The organism is Streptomyces sp. NPDC016851, assembly GCF_055562795.1.
On record NZ_JBVHEP010000026.1, the window covers coordinates 84,034 to 103,846 of the forward strand.

18 protein-coding genes are annotated in these 19,813 nt (G+C 69.5%); 5 read left to right on the top strand and 13 right to left on the bottom strand.

What is annotated here, in order from left to right; translation table 11 throughout:
* Positions 1-4: 4 nt before the first annotated feature.
* From ACZ3I3_RS33125 to ACZ3I3_RS33155, 7 genes are all read right to left on the bottom strand, one after another.
* Positions 5-832: a carbohydrate ABC transporter permease gene (locus ACZ3I3_RS33125; RefSeq protein ID WP_467371046.1), complete on the bottom strand. Its 828-nt coding sequence runs from the start codon at positions 830-832 to the stop codon at positions 5-7.
* Between the two features lie 18 nt (positions 833-850).
* Positions 851-1,813, bottom strand: coding sequence for a carbohydrate ABC transporter permease (locus ACZ3I3_RS33130; RefSeq protein WP_467371048.1), 963 nt, complete (start codon positions 1,811-1,813; stop codon positions 851-853).
* 10 nt (positions 1,814-1,823) lie between these two features.
* Positions 1,824-3,077: a sugar ABC transporter substrate-binding protein gene (locus ACZ3I3_RS33135; RefSeq protein ID WP_467371049.1), complete on the bottom strand. Its 1,254-nt coding sequence runs from the start codon at positions 3,075-3,077 to the stop codon at positions 1,824-1,826.
* 90 nt (positions 3,078-3,167) lie between these two features.
* Positions 3,168-4,229 (bottom strand): LacI family DNA-binding transcriptional regulator, encoded by a 1,062-nt coding sequence (locus ACZ3I3_RS33140; RefSeq protein WP_467371050.1) that lies wholly within the window; start codon positions 4,227-4,229, stop codon positions 3,168-3,170.
* A gap of 130 nt (positions 4,230-4,359) precedes the next feature.
* A complete protein-coding gene (locus ACZ3I3_RS33145) occupies positions 4,360-4,782 on the bottom strand; it encodes a DUF350 domain-containing protein (protein WP_467371051.1) in 423 nt (140 codons plus the stop codon).
* A 194-nt stretch (positions 4,783-4,976) separates the two neighbouring features.
* On the bottom strand, positions 4,977-6,128 hold the full coding sequence (locus ACZ3I3_RS33150) for a S1 family peptidase (protein WP_467371052.1): 1,152 nt from the start codon (positions 6,126-6,128) through the stop codon (positions 4,977-4,979).
* A 242-nt stretch (positions 6,129-6,370) separates the two neighbouring features.
* Positions 6,371-7,660, bottom strand: coding sequence for an MFS transporter (locus ACZ3I3_RS33155; protein WP_467371054.1), 1,290 nt, complete (start codon positions 7,658-7,660; stop codon positions 6,371-6,373).
* A gap of 72 nt (positions 7,661-7,732) precedes the next feature.
* Between ACZ3I3_RS33155 and ACZ3I3_RS33160 the strand changes: the two genes are divergently transcribed.
* Positions 7,733-8,746: a GlxA family transcriptional regulator gene (locus ACZ3I3_RS33160; RefSeq protein ID WP_467371056.1), complete on the top strand. Its 1,014-nt coding sequence runs from the start codon at positions 7,733-7,735 to the stop codon at positions 8,744-8,746.
* Positions 8,747-9,353: 607 nt separating this feature from the next.
* Here the strand turns inward: ACZ3I3_RS33160 and ACZ3I3_RS33165 are convergent.
* Both ACZ3I3_RS33165 and ACZ3I3_RS33170 read right to left on the bottom strand, forming a co-directional pair.
* Entirely contained in the window at positions 9,354-9,953 is a 600-nt protein-coding gene (locus ACZ3I3_RS33165; RefSeq protein ID WP_467371058.1) for a hypothetical protein, read from the bottom strand.
* A gap of 84 nt (positions 9,954-10,037) precedes the next feature.
* Complete coding sequence (locus tag ACZ3I3_RS33170; RefSeq protein ID WP_467371060.1) at positions 10,038-10,175, bottom strand: hypothetical protein; 138 nt, start codon at positions 10,173-10,175, stop codon at positions 10,038-10,040.
* Positions 10,176-10,436: 261 nt separating this feature from the next.
* On the opposite strand from ACZ3I3_RS33170, the gene ACZ3I3_RS33175 reads away from it, so the two are divergent.
* Positions 10,437-11,282 (top strand): LLM class flavin-dependent oxidoreductase, encoded by an 846-nt coding sequence (locus tag ACZ3I3_RS33175; protein WP_467371062.1) that lies wholly within the window; start codon positions 10,437-10,439, stop codon positions 11,280-11,282.
* A gap of 403 nt (positions 11,283-11,685) precedes the next feature.
* Positions 11,686-12,126, top strand: a complete 441-nt coding sequence (locus ACZ3I3_RS33180; protein WP_467371063.1) for a VOC family protein — start codon at positions 11,686-11,688, stop codon at positions 12,124-12,126.
* Positions 12,127-12,217: 91 nt separating this feature from the next.
* Here the strand turns inward: ACZ3I3_RS33180 and ACZ3I3_RS33185 are convergent, their stop codons facing one another.
* The 4 genes from ACZ3I3_RS33185 to ACZ3I3_RS33200 form a co-directional block, all read right to left on the bottom strand.
* A complete protein-coding gene (locus tag ACZ3I3_RS33185) occupies positions 12,218-13,084 on the bottom strand; it encodes a YwqG family protein (RefSeq protein ID WP_467371064.1) in 867 nt (288 codons plus the stop codon).
* Positions 13,085-13,234: 150 nt separating this feature from the next.
* Entirely contained in the window at positions 13,235-13,723 is a 489-nt protein-coding gene (locus ACZ3I3_RS33190) for a hypothetical protein (protein WP_467371065.1), read from the bottom strand.
* 278 nt (positions 13,724-14,001) lie between these two features.
* A complete protein-coding gene (locus ACZ3I3_RS33195) occupies positions 14,002-15,333 on the bottom strand; it encodes a helix-turn-helix domain-containing protein (RefSeq protein WP_467371066.1) in 1,332 nt (443 codons plus the stop codon).
* 587 nt (positions 15,334-15,920) lie between these two features.
* Complete coding sequence (locus ACZ3I3_RS33200) at positions 15,921-16,874, bottom strand: LysR family transcriptional regulator (RefSeq protein WP_467371068.1); 954 nt, start codon at positions 16,872-16,874, stop codon at positions 15,921-15,923.
* Positions 16,875-17,047: 173 nt separating this feature from the next.
* On the opposite strand from ACZ3I3_RS33200, the gene ACZ3I3_RS33205 reads away from it, so the two are divergent.
* Positions 17,048-18,169: a PrpF domain-containing protein gene (locus ACZ3I3_RS33205; protein ID WP_467371069.1), complete on the top strand. Its 1,122-nt coding sequence runs from the start codon at positions 17,048-17,050 to the stop codon at positions 18,167-18,169.
* 105 nt (positions 18,170-18,274) lie between these two features.
* Entirely contained in the window at positions 18,275-19,528 is a 1,254-nt protein-coding gene (locus ACZ3I3_RS33210) for an SLC13 family permease (protein WP_467371071.1), read from the top strand.
* The last annotated feature ends 285 nt before the right edge of the window (positions 19,529-19,813 follow it).

Consider the following 19,813-nt stretch of genomic DNA (forward strand, 5'->3'; position numbering starts at 1 on the left):
CTGCCTACTTGACCGATCCGCCGGTGATCCCGGCGGCGATGTACTTCTGGGCGACGACGAGCAGGATCGCGGCCGGCACGGCGGAGAGCACCGCCGTCGCCATGACCGCGCCCCAGTCGCTGACATGCGCGCCGACGAACTGGTAGATGCCGAGCGTGATGGGCTTGACGTCGTCCGTGGTGTTGAGGGTCAGCGCGAACATGAAGTCCGACCACGCGAAGAGGAAGGTGAACAGCCCCGCCGTGATCAGGGCGTTGCGGCTCATGGGCAGCACGATCCGCACGAACGCCGTGAACCGGTTCGCCCCGTCCACCATCGCGGCCTCGACGACCTCGCTCGGGATCGACACCATGAACGCCCGCAGCAGTACGACCGCGAACGGCAGGCCGAGCGAGGCGTCCGCCAGGATCAGCCCCAGATAGGAGTTGACGAGGTCGAGCTGCGCGTAGGCGCTGTAGAGGGCGTTGGCGATGACGATGCCCGGCACCATCTGCGTGATGAGCGTCGCGAAGACGATGCCCTGCCCGCCCCGGAGCCCGAACTGGGCGAGCCCGTACGCGGCGGGCGCGGCGAGCGCGAGACAGACGACGACGGCGCCGAGCGCGACGACGAAGCTGGTGAGCAGCGAGCCGCCCTGGGTGCTGATCGCCGTGTCGAAGTTCTCCAGGGACGGTGAGAGGGGGAGCCACTCGGTGGCGGCGATGCTCGACTCGGGCTGAAGAGCGGTGTTGAGCATCCAGTACACCGGGAAGAGCAGCACGGCGAGGATCAGCAGCGCGGCGGCGGTGTTCCACACCGAACGAACGCGCAGAAGGCTCGCCGGTCGTTTCATCGGTCGGTTCGTCACCGGTCACTTCCCCTTGCCGAAGTCGGCGCGGTTGGCCCGCAGGTACAGCACGGCGAAGACCGCGCTGATGAGGATCAGGACGTTGCCCACCACGGCGCCCTGGCCGAAGTCGAGCTGAAGGAAGGAGAGCTGGTACGTGACCGTGCCCAGCGTCTGTGTGGAGTCCGCCGGCCCGCCCGAGGTCAGCGCCAGGATCAGGTCGAGGATCTTCACCGTCGACATGAAGCCCAGCACGAGCACGACGGTGATCACCGGGCGCAGCATCGGCAGCGTGATGCTGCGGAACGTCCGCCACGGGCCGGAGCCGTCGAGCGACGCGGCCTCGTACAGGTCGCGCGGGATCTCCTGGATGCCGCCGTAGAGGATGACCATGTTGAACGGGATGCCGATCCAGATGTTGACCAGGACGGCCGACAGCAGGGCCACACCGGGGCTGCTCAGCCACGGCACACCGTCCTGCGGGACCAGGCCGACCGCGTGGAGGGCCGTGTTCAGCATGCCGTGGTCCTGGTCGAGGATGCGCCGCCAGACGACGGCGGAGACGACCATGGGCACGAGCCACGGCAGCAGCAGGATCGCGCGCACGAAGCCGGAGAGCCGGAAGCGGCGGGAGAAGAAGACGGCGAGGGCCAGGCCGAGGGTGAACTGGCCGAGCAGTGAGCCGACGGTGAACAGGGCCGTGTGCCACAGGGCGTCGGTGAACAGCTCATTGGCGAAGACGGCCCGCCAGTTGTCGAGGCCGTTGAACGGTGCCTCGCCGGTGAAGTACGTCTTCGGCGTGTAGTGCTGGAAGCTCATCACGATGTTGCGGACGAGCGGGTAGCCGAAGAAGAGGGCCATGTAGGCGAGCGCGGGAGCGACGAAGAGCCAGCGCAGCAGCCCGCGGCGCAGCGGAGCGCGGCCGGCGGCGGACTTTGTTCCGGCGGCGCCCGAGGCGGGCGCCGGGGAGGTGACGGTGGTGGTCATGACCGGTTCCTCACTTCCCCGCCGAAGCCTGCTGCTGGGCCCGGTGCAGGGCCTGTTCCGGACTGGTCCGGCCCGTCAGCACGGACTGGAAGGCGCCCGCGAGGGCGTCGCCGACGACCGGCCAGCCGGTGCCGACCTTCGCCGTACGCGAGCGGGCGGTCGTGACCAGCTCGGCGAACGCGGCGAGCTTCGGGTTCTGCTTCGCGTACGTCCGTGCGGCCGTGGCGCGGGTGGGCACGTTGTTGACCGATGCGCCCCACTCAAGCTGGTTCTTCTCGGAGTTGAGGCAGTTCAGGACCTTGCCGGCGTTCGTCTCGCGGGCCCGGTCCTCGTCGTTCTTCGGTACGGCCATGACGGTGCCGCCGATGGGCGGCACCGCCGGCTTGCCCGCCTCGGGCACCGGAATGCTCGCGACCGCCCAGTCCACCTTCTTCTGCGCGCTGAGGACCGGCACCTGCCACGGCCCGTTGATCATCATGGCGGCGCGTCCCGCGACGAACTGGTCGTTGACGTCCTGCTGGTTCCAGTTGACGACGGACCTGGAGGCGGAGCGGTCGGCGACCAGGTCCTTCCAGAGCTGGAGCGCGGCTTCGCCCTTGCCGTTGTCGATCCTGGCCTCGTCACCGCCGGCGGACCAGAAGAACGGAAGGAACTGGTAGACGCCGTCCGCGTTCGGGCTCGCGCTGAAGGCCATCCCGTACGTGTCGCCCGAGGTGAGCTTCTTCGCGGCGGCCCGCAGCTCCTTCCAGGTGGTGGGCGGGGCGATGTCCGCGTCCTTCAGGAGCTTGGTGTTGTAGATCAGCGCGAGGGAGTTGACGGAACGGGCGATGCCGTACTGGGTGCCGTCGTACGAGCCGAGGGACTTCGCGCTCGCGGAGAGGCCCGAGGTGTCGACCCCGACCTCGTCGAGCGGCCGCAGGCCCTCGGTCTGCGCGAACTGGGGCAGCTCCGAGCCGTCGAGTTCCAGGATGTCCGTGAGCGAGTCGGACGACGCCATCCGGAGCGCCTTGGAGGCGATCTGGTCGGCGGGCACGCTGATCTGTTCGACCTTCAGGCCGAGCGGCTTGCCGCAGCGGTCGAAGAACCGCTGGTTGGCGGTGTGCTCGGCGGTGTCGGTCGCCGAGTTGAGCACGGTGACGGTGCCCGGGTCGGGCTCCGCGGCACAGCCGCCCAGCCCCGGCGCGACCAGGGCACAGGCAACGGTGGCGGCGAGCGCGGGAACGCGTCCACGTCTTGTTCTGATGCGTCCTGCTAAGACCGGCAAGGTCGATCCTCCGTTACATGGGCGGCTCTGGACATGCGGTGGTCCTGCGAGGGAGCGTCGCGGGCCGTGCCGTACGGGCGGTGCGAGTGCTCAGCCGGGCGACGGCGGAGCGATGACGGGCCCGGCCATCCGCGGCTGGATCAGGTGGTGCGGCACGCCGGAGGGCATGCTCGAAGCAGATGCCGCGACGGGCTCCCGCGCGGTCGGTGACCGGTCGTCGCGGCCGGGCCCGATCGCGTCGATGGCGAGCCGGGCCACGGCCGTGGACATCTCCGCGACGGGCAGATCGATCCGCGGCAGATGCCGGACGCCCAGCTCGTCCGGGAGACTCCCGACGAGCACGACGGCCAGATCGTGGGGAATCCGCAACCCGGCCGCCGCCACCGCGTCCAGCAGACGGGGGAGGAGGATCAGGTGCTGGACGACCAGCGCGGTCGGTACGGGCCGCGCGGCCAGCGCCTGGCCCAGCCGCCGCGCGAGGGCGTCCGCGTCACGGTGGGACGGGATCACGCGGACATCGGCCGCGGTCTCCACGGCCGCTCGCCGGGCGCCGTCGAGACCGTGCAGGGCATAGCCGCGGCGTGCGGCGATCTCGTGCTCGGCCGACGAGAGGAAGAGCATCCGCCGGTGGCCGGCAGCGGCGGTCTCGCGCACGGCGAGGGCGACGGCGGCCTCCCAGTCGAGGTCGGTCCAGGGCAGCGCCGCGTGATCGTCGTGACCGAGCAGCGCCCCGGGGAAGCCCAGTTCGCGCAGGACCTCGACACGGGGGTCGCGGTCCTCCACCGCCATCAGCACCGCGGCGTCCGCGAGCCTGCTGCGGGCCACCCGGCGCAGCCCGCCGACGCCGTCGCTGTCCGTCATCAGCAGCACGTCGTACCCGTGCACCCGGGCGGCATCGGTGACGTCGATCGCGAACCGCCCGTCGATCGACCGATACGCCCCGGGCACGCGCGGCGCGGCCAGCGCGAGCACCCGGGTCCGCGCGCTGCGCAGCGTACGGGCACTCGCGCGCGGGTGGTATCCGAGCTCGTCGATCGCGGCCTGAACTGCGTGCCGGGTGTCCTCGGAGATCTTGCGCGACCCGCTCAGGACGTACGACACGGTGCTCGGCGCGACGCCTGCCCGCTCGGCGACGTCCTTGATCGTGACCATGTCCGCCCCCACCCGGCCCTGTTGGGGCCCGTCGGCTTCCTTTTCCTCGAATCACTCGATCAATCGAATCGATTCGACAAACGGGGTGACCTTAAGCACGGGTGGTCGCGAAGGGCAATACCTCGGCGGTTCAGGCGATGGAGGCCGATATGACGGCGGACACAGCGAGGTTGCAGGACGCCGTCACCCAGACTGCGGGATGAGGCTCTGCCTCGACCAGCGTCGCACCCAGGCGCCCCGGCGTGATCAGGTCCACCACCAGGAACGCCACGGCCATCATCACCAGCCCCAGCAGCCCGAACGCGGCGGTCGAGACCAGCCCCTTGCCGAAGTCGTCGTACGTCGTCCAGATGGACGTGAACACGATGCCGCCGATACCGAGCAGTGCGGAGCTGAGGACCATGGCGGCGTTGCGATTGCGCTGCTCCCAGATCTGCCGGCCGAGCTTTCCAGGCGTCAGGACGTCGACCAGGACGATGCCGAGGACCAACAGGACGAGACCCAGGCCGCCGTACGCAGTGGCCCGACCGAGTCCGTTGACGATGTCGCTCATGGGGTTGCCGACTCCGAAGGGTAGAGATCGTGAGTGATCGCGGTCAAAGAGAGGCAAAATCTAGCGCATGCGTTCTGCCTGCTGATCGGCGCCCCACACAGCGGAGCCGGTCAGGTCCGTGTGGGAGATGACGTTCGAGCGGACTCCGTCGGCACTTTTCGTGACGGAGCCCGCTCGGCCGCGCTGATGAGGGATCAGGCCGTGTGCAGTCTCAGCCCGTACCGGTTGAGGATCTCGTTGACGGGCTGGTGCCAGGTCTGGCCGCCGCCGCTGCAGTTGCCCCAGCCGCCGGAGGTGACGCCCTGAGCCTGGTCGCCGCTGATGAACGAACCTCCCGAGTCGCCGGGTTCGGCACAGACGCTCGTCTTCGTCATCTGGTGGACGGCGCCCTGGCTGTAGTTCACCGTCTCGTTCTTCGCCAGCACGGTGCCGCAGTGCCAGCGAGTGGTGGAGCCGGAACGGCAGACGGAGGCACCCACCGGGGCCTCGGCGGAGCCGCGGACGAGCTGGTCGGGAACGGTGCCCCAGCCGAGCACCACCGGTACGGTCCACCAGCCGCTGCCGACGTTCACCCAGGCGTAGTCGTCACCCGGGAACGACGACCCCTGGAAATTGCCGATGTAGGACCGGTCCCAGCCGTACACGGCCGCACTCGGCCGGCCGCAGTGCCCGGCGGTGACGAAGCCGCCGTGCACGGAGAAGCCGATGGAGCAGCGGACGTTGCCGGTGTAGTAGGGGTCACCGCCCACGGTGCCGGCGGCGAAGGTGCGCGGCACGGCGGGGGCCTGACGCACTGTCACGGGGCCCGCCTCGCGGGCTCGGTCGAGAAAGTCCCGGACATCGTTGTCGTCCCGGTGCGCGGCGACGACGTTCACGACGACCTTGTTGGCCTTCGGATCCACGTGCCAACTGGCGACTCCGGCGGGCGCGGACAGCGCGTCGATGCTCTTCTTCGCCGCCTCGAGCCGCCGCGCGTCGTACCGCACGAGGCGTACGGCCGCTCCGGTCGCGCGTACGGCGTCGGCCTGCGCGGCGCGGGTGACGGCGACGGTGAGCCGGCCACTGTCGGCGTCGAACCAGGAGCCGCCGTAGGCCGAACCGGCCGCGCTGCGCGCCTTGCGTTCGACGGCCGTCGCGGTCTTCTCCGCGGCCAGGCGCGCCTCGGCCTCGTGCCGCGTCAGCGCCAGGTCATGCTGCATCGCGGACAGGAGTTCCGGGGAGGCCGGTGCTTCGGTGGAACGCGCGGGAGCATCCGCGGCGGAGGCAGGCAGGGCGCTCGCGGTCGCCCAGGTGCCGAGCAGAAGGAGTGCGGACAGTGCGGTGCGCAGAGTTGTCGTGCGTCTCAAGGGAATGACCCTTCGTTGTTCCAACAGGGTGGGGGTGGAACAGCAGTGCTTGAGAGCGCTCTCGTCATGTGCGCGGCAGAGCCTAGCCCGTACTCACGCAAAGGTCTACGCCAATTCCGGCCGCGTGGCGGAAGGTCCCCCATCGTATGGGGCATGCTCCACAGAGGGCTCGCCGGGGGAGCAGCGGCCGTTGGACGCCGCCACAACTCACGTCGCCGGCGGCGCCCGGTCGGCTCGTGCCACTACCCCCGAACCACCGAACGGGAAGCGGCCTTTGGCGGCTGCTTCGCCGGATCGGGGCTGTGCGAGGCCCGGTAGGTCGCCCAGGCGAGGGTCAGCACCGCCAGCGCGGCGGCCAGCAGCAGCAACTCCGACGGCGGCACCGCGTGTTCGACCAGGGCGAGCAGATACGGTGCCCCGAAGCCCAGGTAGGCGAAGGCCTGGAAGATCGAGGTCAGCCGGCCCAGGTTCTCGGGGCTCGCCATGCGCTGCACCTCCATCAGCCCGCACACCAGGCAGCAGCCGTAGCCCGCGCCGAGCACCAGCGCGGCGACGCCCACGATCCACCAGTGCGCGTCCGCCGCGGCCACCGCGCCGAGCACCAGCCCGACCACCACGATGCCCAGGGCGGTTGCGATCAGATACGGCTTGTCCGGGCGGCTGACCCGGCACGCCAGCGGCTGGACGACGATGCCCGCGACCATGGTCAGCATGGTCACGACCGCGCTGAACATCAGCGCGTCGTCACCGAGCCGGTCCAGCACCAGGCCGGGCAGATAGGCCAGCGCGATCGAGGACGCGCCGAACACCCAGGGCGCCAGCGGCGCGACGACCGTCCAGAACCGGCGGCCGCTCTCCTCCGGCAACCGCAGGCGGGACCAGAGAGGGGCGTCCTCGTCGGGCGCGTGGGTCTCCGGCGTGCGCAGCACGAACGGCACCGCCGCCAGGGTGAGCACCACGTGCGGAACGTAGGAGATGACGACCGGATCCGGTGCCGCCTGCGCCAGCAGGCCCGCGACCAGCGGGCCCACCGCGAAGCCCGTGGTCATGGCGATCGTCGCGCGGCGGGCGCCGGTGTGCTCGTCCCGGCCGGAACCGCTGACGGTGAGTTCCTTGATCCACGCGGTGCCCGAGCTGAACGCCGCTCCACTGGCGGCACCGGCGACCAGCCGGCCGACGAACAGCCATCCGGTCCCGGACCCGGCCGGCATGAGCAACCCGCTGGCGAGCGCGGAGACGACCAGCGCGGGCACCAGCACCCGACGGCGGCCGTACCGGTCGGAGAACGGGCCTCCGAGCAACAGCCCGGGGATCAGCCCCACCGCGTACAGGGCGTAGGTCGCCTCCACCGTCGTCGTCGGGACGCCCAGCTCCGAGCGGTACATCAGCAACAGCGGCGCGAACTGGTTCGCCCCCCAGCCCACGACGGCCACCCCCAGAGCGATCGCCGGCCAGGCCCGGCCGCCCGCACCCGAGAGCCGCGCCTCCCCTCGCGGGCCTTCTCGGGACGTATGCGATGTCGAATGGCTCATGCATACGACACTGACGGCGGCCCGCGAGGCCCCTCAAGCGGCCGAAACGACATTCGCCGTACAATTTGTGCCATGACGCTTGTCGCCCTGGCCGTCACGGACGGGATGCCGCTGTTCGAGCTCTCCATCCCCTGCACGATCTTCGGCCCCGGCAACCCCGAGGCCGCCGGGGCCGGTTACGAACTGATCGTCTGCGGGGCCCCCGGAGCCAAAGTCGGAGGCTGGCTGCGCTCGGAGACCCAGCACACGCTGGACGACCTGGTGAAGGCCGACACGGTGATCGTCCCCGCCTGTGACGAGGCCATGGAGCGGGCGCCCGCCGACCTGGTGGAGGCGGTGCGCGCGGCACACGAGCGGGGCGCGCGCACCGCCTCCATCTGCACCGGCGCGTTCGTGCTGGCCGCGGCCGGGCTGCTCGACGGGCGCCGCGCGACGACCCACTGGATGTACACGCGGCGACTGGCCGACGACTATCCGCAGGTCGACGTGGACCCTGGAGTGCTCTACATCGACGACGGGGACGTCCTCACCTCGGCGGGGCAGGCGGCGGGGATCGACCTCTGCCTGCACATGGTCCGCAGCGATCTCGGCGCGACCATGGCCAACACGCTGGCCCGGCGGCTCGTGGTCGCTCCGCACCGCGCGGGCGGCCAGGCACAGTTCATCGCCAGCCCGCTGCCGGACGGCCACGGCTCGGGTACCGGACGTGACCAGTACGGCCTGCCGGCCCTGCTCGACCGGACGAGAGAACGCCTCCACGAGCCGGTCACGGTCGCAGAGCTCGCCCGCCGGGCGAACATGAGCCTCCGCCACTTCAGCCGCCGCTTCATCGCGGTCACCGGCACCAGTCCCCTGCAGTGGCTCCTCACCCAGCGCATCCGCCGCGCGCAGGAACTGCTGGAGACGACCGACAGCAGCATCGAGCAGATCGCCGAACAGGTCGGCATGGGCACGGCCACCACCCTGCGCCGGAACTTCCACCGCATCGTCGGCGTCTCTCCGAGCGCCTACAGGCGCACGTTCTCCGAGTCCCGCGGCGCGGCCGGAAACGAAGGAGACCCTGACAGCGCGCCCGCCCTGGATTAGCCCGTATCGCCGCTGCGACGACGCCGCCCTTGCCGTTCTGGACCATCCCCGCGTGCGTCAGGGAGGGGGAGTGTTGGAGAGGACGGCTCCGTGCGGCGGAACCCCGATGTGCGTACCCCGGTCACCAGGCACACCAGGTGATCTGGCGAGGCCCGAACAACGCGTGAGGCCCCGGCTGGACGGGGGAGACCAGCCGGGGCAGCGAGCGGTGGCGTGCGGAGGGCGGTCGCCTCTCGGCGAAAGCGCGGCAACGCGTGTGAACCAAGGCACGGGCCACTTGCGGCGGCTGAGGCTGACGACGCATGAACTGCGTGTCCGGCGCAAGCGACTGCCGATGGAAAAGGTGAACCTGCTGCCTCCGCGACCCGGCCGCGTTCGCCAAGGTTTTCGGCGCCTTGGCGGTCGCGGCGTGCGGCGGGCCGGAAATCGTCCGAGCTAGGGCCGCAGCGGCACCGTACCCGGAGCCGCGCCCGATGCGGGCCCTGCCCGCCGACGACGGCTCCTGGCAGGACCTCCTGGGCACCTTCGGCTGAGAGCCGGAAATGCACGGCGCGGGACAGCGGCCTGTCTGTCTCTTGCTGCTGCTGGATGCGGGCCATGGTGGCGGTCAGCAGCGCAGGCCGACGACGCCCCAGCCGCGGCGCTCTGCTTCCGTGACCACCTTGCCCCAGTCGGTGAGAAGGTCGGCAAACGATTCGAAGGTCGTGATCCAGCCGCCAGGATCTGCGGCATGCCGGCTGAACGGCTCACGCAGAACGTCCAAGTGGGGTGCCGCCTGCCGCCACCATCCGGCGATCAGCGGTACGTGATCGGGCGGGCACCACAGCAGCAGATCCGCGTCCCAGGTGCACGGCTGCTCGGGAAGATCCGAACGGACCCCGGTGGTGTCTTCCAGACCGTGCCAGAACAGCGCGTCGTTGAACCGGTCCAAAGAGTCGCGCACCGCGGGCTCGACGAAGTCGCGCATGTGGTCCCAGCGGTGACCGGCCCAAAAGTGCGGCTTGTACGAGCCGAGCGAGTTCCGAAAGGCGTACCTGCCGTACCAGGCATGACCCGGCTGAGCGGGCCACGACCAGCCATGCTCGAAGAGGTCGTCGCTGTACACCTCTCCGAAGGCGGCATCGATCAGCAACTCTCCCCGGTCGCCGGGCGCAGCCGCCTCCACGTGCGGCCAGTCCACAATCAGGACCTCTATCCCCACACCCATCACGTCAGCGTAGGGCAGGGAATCGGACGTTGATCACCGCAGCTTGTGGCCCACCGTGACGCCTCGAAGGGCCAACTCAAGCGCTCAGCGGATCTCGCCGGAGGGCGCGGTGGCGACGTCGTCGACGCTCACGCCCCAGCCGTCGGTGTACTTGCGTTCCAGGTCGACAGCGTGGTGATCGACGAGCGCGGACGGCAGCGACACTGGTATGGCGTGAGTCATCACGCCATTCTCACCGGCCTTGGTCCGGACCCCGATTGGCGGCCCGCACTGCACCGGTACTTCCGCGCCCCGGGCCCCGCTGCGCGCCGGCCGCGCACCACTAAATCGGCTTGTTCCGCGAACACGGGTCGTCCTAAGGTCAGACCACTTCGACGAGACGTTCCCCAGAAGCACGCCGCAGAGCGGGAGCGTCCCACCTCGCTGAGGTGCCGGAGGGGCGGCAGCTGTCTTTGTCGACCCTTCCTCTCGGAGGTCTCCTTCATGAACGTCGGTATCGGCCTGCCCATCGGCGACCCGACCACCCTGCTCACCTGGGCCCAGCGCGCCGACGCCGGGCCCTTCAGCACACTCGGCCTGCTGGACCGGCTCGTCTTCCACAACCCCGAGCCCCTGGTCGCGCTCTCCGTCCTTGCGGGCGCGACCTCCCGCATCCGCGTCCAGACCGAGGTGCTGCTCGCCCCGCTGCGCGACACCGCCCTCCTCGCCAAGCAGGCCGCCACCTTGGACCGGATGACCGGTGGCCGCCTGGTCCTCGGGCTGGGCATCGGCGGCCGGGACGACGACCACCAGGTCACAGGCATCGACAAGCGCACCCGAGGCCGACGCCTCGACGAGCAGCTGGCCGTGATGCGCCGCCTCTGGTCCGGCGAGCCGTACGGCGACGGCGTCGGCCCCGTCGGCCCGTCCCCGGCACGGCCCGGCGGCCCCGAGGTGCTCTTCGGTGGATTCAAGCCCGTCGCGCTGGAACGTGTTGCCCGCTCGGGCGACGGCTTCCTCGCCGCCGCTGCGCCCTTGTGGGCAGGCGGTCTGTTCGACACGGTCCGCGCCTTCTGGAAGGAGTACGGCCGCGACGGCGAACCACGCCTCGTCGCACAGGTCAACGTCGCCCTCGGCCCTCAAGACGTGATCGACGACGCCCGCGCCAACATGCACGCGTACTACGCCTTCACCGGCATGGCCGACCGGATGGTCGCCGGATCGCTCACCACGCCCACCGAGATCCGCGATGCGATCGCCCACTTCGCCGACCTGGGCGCAGACGAGGTGATGCTCTACTGCTACGGCCTCGACCCGGACCAGGTAGACCGCCTCGCCGACGTCCTGTGACGGCTTGAGCGCGCATCACCGAGCGGTCGCCGGTCAAGTTCCCGGTGGTCAGTGCCGCCCGCCCCCTGAGCCATTGCTTTGGGGTGAGCGGGCGGCTGCTCGGTGCCGCCGGGCGCTCGTGGCACGCCTCTCCGGAGGCGTCCCAAGCGCCGCGTGCCACCGCTCGTGCGGCCGGCCGGTCCCGCTCCCACACCACCGGCTCGCCGTCCAGCCCCGCCGGTCACGCAGTAGCATCCGGCCACCGGCGTACCCGGCGCGCTGGCCTCGGTAGCCGTCCTTCTCCAGACTTCGGAATTCGGTGCACTGAGGATGTCGAGAACGTGCCACCGGCTCCGTCCCAGGGACATCGGCGGCCACCACCGGCCGTACGAGGAAGCAGCACGAGGAAGAAGGAGAAGCCAGCATGGCGATTCAGCGGATGGACAACGTCGGCATCGTGGTCGAGGACCTGGATGCCGCCATCGCGTTCTTCGTGGAACTGGGCATGGAGCTGGAGGGCAGGGCGCAGGTCGAGGGCCTCGTCGCCGACCAGTGCACCGGACTCGACGGCGTCCGCTGCGACATCGCGATGCTCCGCACCCCGGACGGGCACAGCCGGCTCGAGCTGGCGAAGTACCGCAGCCCCGCGGCCATCAGCGCCGGGCCGCGCAACCGGCCGCACAACGTTCTGGGCACGCACCGCGTCATGTTCGCCGTCGACGACCTCGAGGACACCATTGCCCGCCTGCGCCCTCACGGCGCCGAACTCGTCGGCGAGATCGCCCGGTTCGAGGACAGCTATCTGCTCTGCTACGTCCGCGGCCCGGAGGGCATCATCGTCGGGCTGGCCGAGCAACTGCGCTGATAAGGAGCTTTCCGATGCTGCGGCTCCACTCCGGCCGTCTCAGACAGGTCACCGAGACCGGCATGTGTCCGACACAGTGGTGTTGCGGTTCTCAGCTGCACTGCCAGGTGAACATCGCCCGGTCAAAGCGCCGATCGGCCAGGTCCTGCGGACGGATCAGCCAGTACAACGCACCGCAGTCACCCCACATCATGTCCGCGGCCTCCTCACTGTCGAACTGCGCCAGCAGCACCCAGCTGCCTGCCTCCTCCGAAAGTCGGGGATCCTCCCAGGACACCTTTCCTTCCCACACAGCCTCTGCGATCTCTATCTCCACCGGGTTCTGAACCGGGTGCGCATAGCCGCCGACCTGATGGCCCACTGTGTCGTCGAACTCCCACAGCGCGTCGAGGAACTCCTGAGTGCATACGGGATGGTCGTAGCGGTGCCCGAGCGGAGCGCCCGGTGCGAAGGCATCCCGGATGCGCGGATGCCAGGGCTCAGCCGCAGTGAACTCCACTCGAGCCTCAAGCGGCACGAGTGGATACGGCTGGAGTTCCCCCGGCGTTTCCCGCTCCGGCACATCTGCGCCTTCCGGTACGTAGAGCACTCGGGCGCCTGCCCAGCTGTCCCGGTCCTCTGCCAGCACAAGAGCATCGCCGTCATCGAGCTGACCGTCGAAGTAGAAGAACAAGAGAGACCCGGACTTCGGCAGGTCGATATCCAGTGTCCGGGCGGGAAGCGCCGCGCAATCGATCGACGCGATGAACGAGAGGGGCCCGTGTCCCTCCCACACGGGCCAGTCCACACCGGCCGCGAGCTTCGGCCGACCACCGAGACGGCCGGCCACGCTGTCCGAGCCCGCGGCTACACGAAGACGCACAGACGGTCGCAACAGCTCCAACCACTTCTCGGCTGTGTCGGGAGGCAGGTGCTCGGAAGCGAGGAGACGCAGAGCTTCGTCAGATCCATGAATCATGTGCCTGATCATGCACGCACCCACTGACAGGCGCCTCCGTCATCGCGCGATGCCCACTGGTGGCACGACAACGGCGCCCCGAGCACACCCACTCAACGGCACATGCGCAGTGCGTCCACCCCCATGCGCTGCTGCGACGCCGATCGCCGATCAGTTGGTACGGCGGTCGATCTCGCTCTGCACCGTCTGGATGGCTGCCAGGGCATCTGCGATCGCGGCGCCTTGCTGACGTGACAGATCGAGCAGATTGTCCAGGACGACCCTTCTGTTGCCGAGTTTTCGATGGAAGTCGTCTGGCAGCGGGGTCTTCCTGTAGGCGTCGATGTGCGCGACCACCCCGCCGAACGGCAGGTCGGGAAAGCGGCGTTCGGCCTGCTTGATGCGGCTGAGAAGCTCGCCGAGCTTGACCATGTCCGCCTTCTGCGCAGCGATGCCGGCCAGTTTGTCGAGCACGACCACGGTTTCGTCGAGCAGGTCGTAGTCGGCCTGATAGCGCTTTGCCTCCTTGGCGCGGTGGCTCTTGCGCACCTGGACGACGGAGAAGTACGTGGTGACGGCCAGGCTGGCCAGACCGATGACAGCTGCCCATGTCCAGGAGCTGCTGAAGGTCTCCTGGGTGGCGTCGCTGCTGCTCAGCACCAGGCGGCTGCATGAGTGAGACGCGTTCTCCGTCAGCTGGGAAACTGAGCAGTGCATGATCGGTTCTTTCCTTGGGACTCGAGGGGCTTGTGATGGGGGAGGGGCTCGCCGACGGCGCCCCTGAGGGGCACTGAGGCTCGACTACGCGGTGGCGTCGGCACACGGCCGGAAGGTCAAGTGCTGCGCGTGCTCCACCGCCCCCGAGAGCGGTGCTCCTTCAGCCGGTCGGAAGCAGGCGATGGGGCCGCCGGGGCACGTAGGTCTGGGGCCGGGCGGTCTCAGGGGCCGCTGTTGCTGGTCGCCTCCCAGGACCGCGGAGTGTTCCCCGCTCCTGGAGTGGTGCTGCGCAAGCCCTCGAAGGTGTTCTGCTGGGCTCCGCGCGCGGTTGGCTCTTCGACTGCGGTGCCGATCGTGGTGTGTGGCTGCTGCGGGCAAGCCGTTGTCTCGACCGGGTCGCCCACCAGGCCGGCGGCCATGGCGAGCCGGCGCTGCCGTTGCCCGTTGGTCTCGTACTTGCAGACGATCAGGACGTCCAGGCGGACCTGGGGCCGGATATGACGCCGCAGGGCGGCCTTCAGAGCCGGGTGCCATGCCGTGGACTGGAGGACGAACTCCGTCTTCTGGTCGGTCACGAACACAGGAACATCCAGGTGGTCGCGATGCAGGCGGGACTGCAGCACCGTGACGGAGCGCAAGGCGCGCAGTTGTTGACTGCTGAGCAGGCCTGCTCGGTTCGACAGCATTTCGACCCACGCTTCCCGTACGTGGTCGGTGACCTCTGCGCACGTCAGGCACGAAGCCCGCCCCATGACGACATCAGACAGCCTGACCCGGAACGTGGTGGCGCACTGCAGGCATTCCACGGTCCACGGCGCCTCGAAGCGGCGGTAGCGTTCCAGGGCCTCGAAGCCGGCCTTCCGCAGCAGCCGCACGGCGGTCTCCTGAGCCACCTTGCCGCTGAGGTTCTCGGCGACCACGGCCTCCAGCTGCTTCATCTCCTCACGCACGCCGTAGCCCTGGCGTGCCCCGGCGGCATGCTGCCCCGCCCGGAGCCAGGCTTCGAACCACACCTCACGGCCGCGCGGCGGTACCTCGCAGGCGATCAGGAAGGCCTCCAGGCACTCGATGGATGCCGGTGGCCGGCCGGCGCAGATCCGGTTGGCAGTACTGCGCGACAGCTCCTTGCGCGCGGCTCGCGCCCTGTTGGCCATCACTTGGAACGAGGGCGCTCCGTTCAGCAGCCGCAACTGCTTCAGGGCCTGACAGAGGCTGTCGAAGTCCTTGATGAGATGAGGTCGGGGCGCGCTCCCTTCCCGCACCCGATCGCCGGTCCTACGACTGGCCTTGCTCCCGCGATAGGCGGCGATCCACAGCTGAGTGATCGCGTCGACGTCCAACTCGCAGGCACGTGCGAAGGACCGTGCCACGTCCCGCTTGGGAACGACGGTGCCCGACGCCGCCCGCTGCAGTGTCGCGGGGCTGTGGAACCCGGTCCGCTCGGAGAGTTCGGCGTAGGAGAGACCGATACCCCGGCGCCCGTTGCGCAGGGCAGTGGCAAGTCTGCCCAGCGGACTCAGCGGGTCCGGAATCGGCTTTTCTGGTCGTCCCACCGCGTCATACTCCATTCCTGCGGCATGAATGGGTGCTGTGCATGGTCCCTGTTCGTCTCTCGCGCGGCACGCGACAGCGTGCCGTTCTCCATCGGCTCCAACCAAACGTCCCTTCACGGCAGTTGGCGCTCCCGCGAAGGCGCACAGAATGTTGCCATCTAGCTATGGGCCTTCGCATGGAGGTGGGAGTTGTTGCATGACCGTCCCACCCCCAAAGTCACCCGCAACTGGAGCGGGACATTGTGAATCAACCTCTGGCCAGCAGGTTCGGCCCCGGCAGACGGCGATCGATGGCCGTTCAGGGCTCGTTGATTCACTTCTGCTCGCCGCTGATTGCACACCCTCTGCTCAGAGGCAACAATTTCCGAACCACCGCAACGCAGTGCGCGGTGCCCTGTTTCCTTGGCTCCAACCATGATTGAACAGGGAAAATGAGCCTGACGCGTTGGCGCGCGAAACGGCACCGGAAGAGTCGGCCTGCCCAAGTGGGCCGACTCTTCCCCTTTCCTGTCTTCCGATTCCTGTCCTCCGATGATCGGAATTGAACTCCCTGCGATCGACTCCATCGAAACTCATCGCCCACCCTGTCAGCCCCGCCGGACCGCCCCAAGCTGAGCCCGGTGCAGGTCCGGTGCGGTGAATCGCTGCGCCACCGTGCGCAGGACACGGGCCATCGCCTGGGCGGGCGGGGTGGCGGGGCGTGCCACGGCGCGTGCGAGGAGGATGCGGCGGGTGGGGGCCGGGACATCGGAGGCGAACGGCAGGAGGCGGACGTCGCTGCGTCGGCTGGTGAGGGCCAGGCGGGGTGCGAGCGCGATGCCGAGACCGGCGGCGACCATCGCCTGCGCCTCCTGGTAGTCATGCGATGAATAGGCGATGCGCGGCTCGAATCCCGCCTGGCGACAGCTTCGGCGCAGGACATCGGCGACGGGGTGGTTGTCGGCGCGGATGATCCACTCCTGGTCGGCGAGGTCGCCGAGGCGCACGGAGGGATGGCTGCGCAGGGGCGAGTCGGCAGGCACGACCAGCACCGTCGGGTCGTCCAGCAAGTGGGTGAGGGCGAGCGCCGGATCGTCGAGGCGGTTCCATTCGTAGTCCCAGAGCAACCCCTGCTCCACCTCGCCGGTGTGCAGCATCTCCCTGAGCTCCGCGAGGACTCCCGCGCGTACCTCGATGCGGATGCCGGCGTGGCGACGCCGGAAGCGCGTGAGCGCCAGCGGCAGCAGGGACGCACTCGCCGTAGGGAAGGAACCGAGCCGCAGGGTGCCCTGGTCGAGGGCGGTGAAGGAGTCCAGGTCGGCCTGGGCGGCGCGGAGTTCCCGGCGGATGGCCTGACCGCGTTCGGCCAGCGCGGCACCCGCGGGGGTGGGTCGGATACCCCGTGGCAGCCGCTCGACGAGGGGCTGCCCTGCCTCCTGCTCCAGCAGGGACATCTGCTGGGAGGCGGCGGAGGTGGTCATGCCGAGGGCTTCCGCCGCGGCAGTGAGTGAACCGCGTTCGGTGGCCTCGGTGAGCAGCAGCAGACGGCGCACGTTGAGCATGCCGCCGACTTTAGCTGAGCTAAACCCAGGTGAAGCGAACTGCGATTGTTCCCAAGTCATGCCTCTGCGAAGGTCTCCGCAATCGCCGAGCGGTTCACCGGCGGGCAGTGCCCTCGCAACCGCTGCCTCGGCCCTTTTCCATCCCCTCCGTTGACCCAGGAAGAGCCTCAGACGTGCACATTCCCGCGACCCTGGTGCGTGGCGGCACAAGCAAGTGCTGGCTGTTCAACCAGGTCGAAGTTCCTGCCGACCGCGGCGACCTCGAAAGGCTGCTGGTCGCCGCGTACGGCGCCACCGACCCCGTGGAACTGGACGGGGTGGGCGGGGCGACCCCCACCACCTCGAAAGCGGCCGTGGTCAGCGCCTCACCCCAGCCTGGCGTCGACGTCGACTACCTGTTCGCTCAAGTCGGCATCGGGACGGGCTCGGTGGAGTGGACGAGCAACTGCGGCAACTGCGCCACCGGCGTCGCCCTGTACGCGGTGACCAAAGGAATGGTTCCGGTCACCGGCGACCGGACGCGCGTGGTGATGCGCAACACCAATACCGGCGCGGTCCTCGAAGGGATCGTCGACACGCCCGGTGGCGTGGTGCACCACTTCGGCCGTCAGACGGTACCCGGCACCCGTGCCGGCGGGGTCGCGGTCGGCCTCACCTTCCGCGACCCGGCCGGTGGCACCACCGGCTCACTGCTCCCCACCGGCCAGGCCGCCCAGGACCTGCGGGTCGGCGCCGCTGAAGCGCTGCGCGTGAGCATGGTGTCCGCAGGAGCTCCGGTCGTCCTTGTCGACGCCGCCAGTGCCGGGCGTACCGGTGCCGAGTCACTGGAGCGGATGAGCGCGGACGTCCCCTGGCTGCGCACCGTCCGTCATACCGCCGCACCCCTGATGGGGCTGCGCTGGCCGGGGGAGGAACCGGGCGACGCGGTGCCCAAAGTGGGCCTGGTCGGCCCGCCGGTGCCGTACACCACCACCCTCGGTGAACCGATCGGTGCCGACGACTACGACCTCTCGGTGCGCATGCTCACCATGAACGCCCCGCATCCCGCGATCGGCCTGACGTCCGCCGTAGCCGTCGCGGCGGCCGGGCTGCTGGAGGGGTCCGTGGTCTCCCGGACCACGGGCGGCCCGACCGACGAGTGGTTGCGCCTCGGCACGCCCGCCGGCGTCGTCGCGGTCCGCTGCACCGACGTAAGGGACGGCCTGCCGCACCGGGTCACCGTGCAGCGCGCGGCCCGTCTGCTCGCCGACGCCCGAATCTACGTACCGGAAGCAGGCAGCCCGCAAGCCGCCTGAGCCACGACGAACATCACCTCGGTCCAGCCGGCTCCCAGCCGTCCGCACCGGGATGCCCTCGCGCCCTCGCGGCGCGCCACCCGTCCCACCGCACCAAGGACAAAGATGTCTGCTGAAGTGATCTCCATAGGCGCCCTGCTGGTGATGTTCGTGGTCGGCACCATGCTGCCGATCAACCTCGGCATCCTCGCCTTCGTCGCCACCTTCGCGGTCGGCACCGCCTCGCTCGGCCTCACCGAGGACGAGATCTTCGAGGGGTTCCCGGCAGAGCTCTTCGTCACCATCGTCGGAGTCACCTACCTGTTCTCCGTCGCCCGCCGCAACGGCACCATCGACTGGCTCGTCGCGGCAGGGGTGCGGCTCGTGCGCGGCAGGACCGAACTCATCCCCTGGGTACTGTTCCTGGTGGCCGCCCTGCTGACGGCGTTCGGTACGTTCACCCCGGCCGCGGTCGCGATCCTCGCGCCGATCGGCATGAACTTCGCCTACCGCTACAAGCTCAACCCGCTGGTCGTCGGCATGATGGTGATCAGCGGCGGCCACGCGGGCGCGTTCTCCCCGCTGGCCGTCTCCGGTGCGCTGGTGCTCGGCCTCGTCGACAAGACCGATCTGCAGGTCTCCGCAGTGGCGCTGTTCAGCGCCAGCTTCGTGATCAACCTGGTGCTCTCGATCCTCACCTACGCCCTGCTCGCCAAGCGTCCCGCCCCGCTGGTCGAGGGTGCCGCGGAGACAGCCGACGACGAGGACACCGCCGTCACCGGCAGGCCCGACTGGCGGCAGTGGCTCACCCTCGCCTCTCTGGTCGCCCTCGTCATCGGCGCGCTCGGCTTCCACTTGGAGATCGGCTTCCTTGCACTCGCCGCCGGAGCCCTGCTGGCCCTGGTGGACATGAAGCGGCAGGAGAAGGCCGTGGACGGCGTCAGCTGGTCCACCCTGCTTCTGGTCGCGGGCATGATGACGTACATCGCGATGCTGGAGAAGGCCGGCATCATCGAGGAGATCTCCGAACGAGCCGCCCACTTGGGCGCCCCGCTCGTCGTCGCCCTGCTGCTGTGCTTCACCGTGGCCGTCACCTCCGCCTTCGCCTCCTCCACCGCGATTCTCACAGCGATCATCCCCATCGCCGTACCGCTGCTGCTCTCCAGCCACCTCAGCGGCGCCGGACTGATCGCCGCGCTCGCCGTCTCCACGACGATCGTCGACACCTCTCCCTTCTCGACCAACGGAGCACTCGTCCTCAGCAACGCCCGCGGGGTGGACACCCGCCGTTTCTACCGCCAGGTCATCGGCTACACGGGCGGAATCGTCGCCCTCGGCCCCGTCGTCGCCTGGGGCGCCCTGGTCCTGCCCTGGTCATAACGCAAAGACCGACGAGGGACAGCGGAGGGCGCCGAGCCGGACCACGCACGGCGCCTTCCGTTCCGACCCCACCCGCCGTCATGGGCGGCCTCGCGCCTATGCGGCACCCGAGGCGGAGAGGATGTCCGCCTGCTCACGAAGAACGGGCTGGCCGCCACCACGATCGACTTAGCATCCGACGCGACCAACCGACGACCTGATCGTGTCGGCCCTCCCACAGGATGCGCAGAACAGCGTCCGGCCGCACTCGTCGTGCCCGCACTTGCAACCACCAGGACCGCCGCC

Coding starts and splice junctions, on each gene's coding strand:
- ACZ3I3_RS33125 (WP_467371046.1), bottom strand. CDS start 832: ATGAAACGACCGGCGAGCCTTCTGCGCGTTCGTTCGGTGTGGAACACC.
- ACZ3I3_RS33130 (WP_467371048.1), bottom strand. CDS start 1,813: ATGACCACCACCGTCACCTCCCCGGCGCCCGCCTCGGGCGCCGCCGGA.
- ACZ3I3_RS33140 (WP_467371050.1), bottom strand. CDS start 4,229: ATGGTCACGATCAAGGACGTCGCCGAGCGGGCAGGCGTCGCGCCGAGC.
- ACZ3I3_RS33145 (WP_467371051.1), bottom strand. CDS start 4,782: ATGAGCGACATCGTCAACGGACTCGGTCGGGCCACTGCGTACGGCGGC.
- ACZ3I3_RS33155 (WP_467371054.1), bottom strand. CDS start 7,660: ATGAGCCATTCGACATCGCATACGTCCCGAGAAGGCCCGCGAGGGGAG.
- ACZ3I3_RS33160 (WP_467371056.1), top strand. CDS start 7,733: ATGACGCTTGTCGCCCTGGCCGTCACGGACGGGATGCCGCTGTTCGAG.
- ACZ3I3_RS33165 (WP_467371058.1), bottom strand. CDS start 9,953: ATGGGTGTGGGGATAGAGGTCCTGATTGTGGACTGGCCGCACGTGGAG.
- ACZ3I3_RS33170 (WP_467371060.1), bottom strand. CDS start 10,175: ATGACTCACGCCATACCAGTGTCGCTGCCGTCCGCGCTCGTCGATCAC.
- ACZ3I3_RS33175 (WP_467371062.1), top strand. CDS start 10,437: ATGAACGTCGGTATCGGCCTGCCCATCGGCGACCCGACCACCCTGCTC.
- ACZ3I3_RS33180 (WP_467371063.1), top strand. CDS start 11,686: ATGGCGATTCAGCGGATGGACAACGTCGGCATCGTGGTCGAGGACCTG.
- ACZ3I3_RS33185 (WP_467371064.1), bottom strand. CDS start 13,084: ATGATTCATGGATCTGACGAAGCTCTGCGTCTCCTCGCTTCCGAGCAC.
- ACZ3I3_RS33200 (WP_467371068.1), bottom strand. CDS start 16,874: ATGCTCAACGTGCGCCGTCTGCTGCTGCTCACCGAGGCCACCGAACGC.
- ACZ3I3_RS33210 (WP_467371071.1), top strand. CDS start 18,275: ATGTCTGCTGAAGTGATCTCCATAGGCGCCCTGCTGGTGATGTTCGTG.